Consider the following 3,041-nt stretch of genomic DNA (forward strand, 5'->3'; position numbering starts at 1 on the left):
CCAGCCGGGCCGAAAGCCACCTCGAGCGGCAAAAGCAGATTCACCGTCTGCGGCACGTCATTCGTGAACTGGAGCAGTACATCCCCGCCGATCAGCGCGATGCCCCGGCGGTTAGAGAACTGCTCGGCTGGGGTTGCGGGACTACCATGCAAGTGATCGAGCTCGACGCGCCGCGTCTCGGGGGCGACGATCTGCATAAGGACATCGATTTCTCATCGAGCGGCATTCAGCGGCGCTGGGCGGCCGGCTATGAAAACACCGCCCGGATGCTGGAGAAGGCCCCATGGCGCGAACTGCCTGACCCGATGGAAGGGATCGCGGTCTACCGCTCCGATCCGGAAGCCGGGCCGGACGCGCACTGAACCGCGCGCCGACCAAAGCGGAGCGATTCACTCAGACGATTCAGTGACTCGAAACCGTGAGCGAGCGCAGTAGGTCCCGCTCACTGTCTTCGTCGTCTTGCGCCGGGGATGCGTCCGCGGAGCGCGCGGTGCCATCCTGATTGATGCGGTTAGCGTGCATCAGCCGGTAAAGCGTGGCGCGCGAGACGCCGAGATCCGCGGCCGCCTCGGTCAGCTTGTAGCCGTGGCGTTGTAGCGCCTGCACGATCGCGTCCTTCTCCGCCTTGCTGCGAATCTCGGCGAGCGTCACAGCCGGCACATTCGCCGTCTGTGGCAGGCCCAGGTCTGCCGCGGTAATGAAACGGCCCTCGCTCATGACGACTGCCCGGCGCACGCAATTGATCAACTCGCGGACGTTGCCGGGCCAGCCGTAGCGGGACATCGCCACCACCGCATCGCTCGAAAAACCTCGAATCTTGCGTGCCCCATCCTGCCGGTACATGCTGAGCGCGTAGTTGGCGAGCAGCTTGATGTCATTGCCACGGTCCCGCAGCGGCGGTTCGATCAGACGCAGCACGCACAGGCGGTGATACAGGTCGGAACGGAAGCGGCCGTCTTCGACCGCCTTTTCCAGATCGACGTGGGTCGCCGAGATCACCCGCACGTCCACCTTGATTTCGTTGCTGCCGCCCAGGCGCTCGATGGTGCCTTCCTGCAGGAAGCGCAGCAGCACTGCCTGGCACTCGTGAGGCATGTCGCCGATCTCGTCGAGAAAGAGCGTGCCTTGATGCGCGGTCTCGATCCTGCCGATCTTGCGCTGCACCGCGCCCGTGAAGGCGCCACGTTCATGGCCGAACAGTTCGGCCTGCAGAAGAGTAGGCGGGATGGCCGCGCAGTTGATTGCGACGAAGGACTGGGCCGAGCGCGGCGAGCGCACGTGGATGGCCCGCGCCGTCAACTCCTTGCCGGTGCCCGACTCGCCAGCGACAAACACCGGTGCATCGGTGACCGCGCATTTGTCGATGTAGCGGTAGAGCTGTTGCATGGCTTCGCATTGGCCGACCATTTCGTGGCGGCCCAGCGAAGCCTCGGGCGTCACGCGCGCCTTGCGCAGGCTCGACAGGCCATGGGCGTGCCCCAACGCGAAAATGAGCCGCTCGTTCAGGCACGGAGTGGTGACAAAATCGAAACAATAATCGAGGATGAAACGGCTGACCGGTTCGTGGTCGGCCTGGCCCGGCGCGATCTGCGCGACCCAGTTGGTCTCCACCCGGCGCATGCATGCCTCGAGCGCCGACAGATATTGCGTCGAGCAGTCTTCCGGCAGTTCGATCAGGCCGACCTTGATGTTGTCGCGCTCGATCACACGTTCTGCAAGCGCAGTCGTCTTGGCGTGGACGACCTGCCAGCCGCAGGCGGCCAGAAACTTGGTGAGAATTTCGTCGGGTTTGCTTGAAACGCAGAGCACCGTGCGGTCTGCGTCATGTGGCGTGTCAGTTTTAGTCATGTTAACCCCGGTTCGATGCGGCGCTCGCGGTTGCTGGGTCATACAAGCATGCTTCAGGCCGGATCACCGGCCTGGATAGACCCGTCCCCACGGGACTTTGGATCGCGCGTTGCGCTCCATGCGAGGCCGCCAACGAGGCTGGCCGTGCAGACTGGTTGTGGGCGCATCCAAAGCGATCGCGCCCGCAAGCGTCTCGGCCGCTCATTGAGAAATCAATGGCACGCCGATTATTTTGTTCATACGAACGTTTATTGTTCATTTCATTCCCCGGTGTTCGACTGTCGACGTGTTTTTCGTCGGTCTCTCTGTATTGCGCTCTATGCGACGCATGGGCCAAAGATAGATCAAAACAATTGCACTTGCCATACGCGCAAATCTGGATACGGCAATTGGGCCGCAACCTCCGACGTGCCATTCGCAGCCCGCGCCGTGGTGCACGAGGCAGCAGGGTCTGCAGATGTCGTGGAAGGCCAGTATAGGCGGCTAGTTGCGAGTTGTGTATCAATTCTGTCTCATTCCTGAGAAAGCCGGAAAGCCTATTCTTGAGAAATTGTTAATTCGTTAAGCGGAATGTTTGACCGGACAAATACTTTTATGACCGAATCACCGCTTCAATTCCATTACACGTCAAATCGCGCAAACCTTTGCGCGGTAGAAACTCCCCAGTACCGGTCTGTTTGCCTGGGCCAGTATTGCCGGTTGGTTTAAACCGGCGAGGGGCGCGAGCGCCTTGGTAGAGGCCGCTCTTAAGACTTCTTTGAAGCGGGTGACGGTCGCGGGCGCGCATCGTCGGAAAATGGGTAGAGCGTCGGCGCTTCGCGTCGCGCGAAGTGGCCGGCCTGCGACGTGCCATCCAACGGACAGCGCCTCGAACGCTCTGATCGGGCAAATTGGACCGTTCGACTCACAGGTTATCCCGCCCGGCGACTGTCTCACAATTGAGACACTTTGGACTTCGTACGGTAGCGCACATAACGCTCGCCGATCGCGTTTTGTGAATCGTGTGTGACGAAGTCAGTAAGCGCTGCATGGCCTGTGTCAAGCATTACAGCGCAACTGCCGTGCTGAACGGTCACGGCTTACCGATGCGACGATTCGGACCCCGCAAATTTTTCGTTTTTGGCCAGTCGCAGCACTGAAACAGTTTCGGCGCGGGTCCCCTCAAAGCGGCCTTGCCAGTTTGCTGCGCCGCC

Annotated in this window: 2 protein-coding genes; one reads left to right on the forward strand and one right to left on the reverse strand. The window is 61.1% G+C overall.

Annotated features, from left to right (window positions below; all coding sequences use genetic code 11):
* Window positions 1-362: DUF3734 domain-containing protein (locus tag M0954_RS00350; RefSeq protein WP_297351030.1), on the forward strand; the 362-nt coding region annotated here is incomplete at its 5' end.
* Between the two features lie 40 nt (window positions 363-402).
* On the opposite strand, the gene M0954_RS00355 is transcribed toward M0954_RS00350, so the two are convergent.
* Window positions 403-1,848, reverse strand: coding sequence for a sigma-54 dependent transcriptional regulator (locus M0954_RS00355; RefSeq protein ID WP_122155870.1), 1,446 nt, complete (start codon window positions 1,846-1,848; stop codon window positions 403-405).
* Window positions 1,849-3,041 lie beyond the last annotated feature (1,193 nt).

Source organism: Paraburkholderia sp. (assembly GCF_026225065.1).
Classification (GTDB): domain Bacteria; phylum Pseudomonadota; class Gammaproteobacteria; order Burkholderiales; family Burkholderiaceae; genus Paraburkholderia.

Bases quoted from the DNA above. Each gene is read 5' to 3' on its own strand.
- M0954_RS00355 (WP_122155870.1), bottom strand. From the start codon at position 1,848: ATGACTAAAACTGACACGCCACATGACGCAGACCGCACGGTGCTCTGC.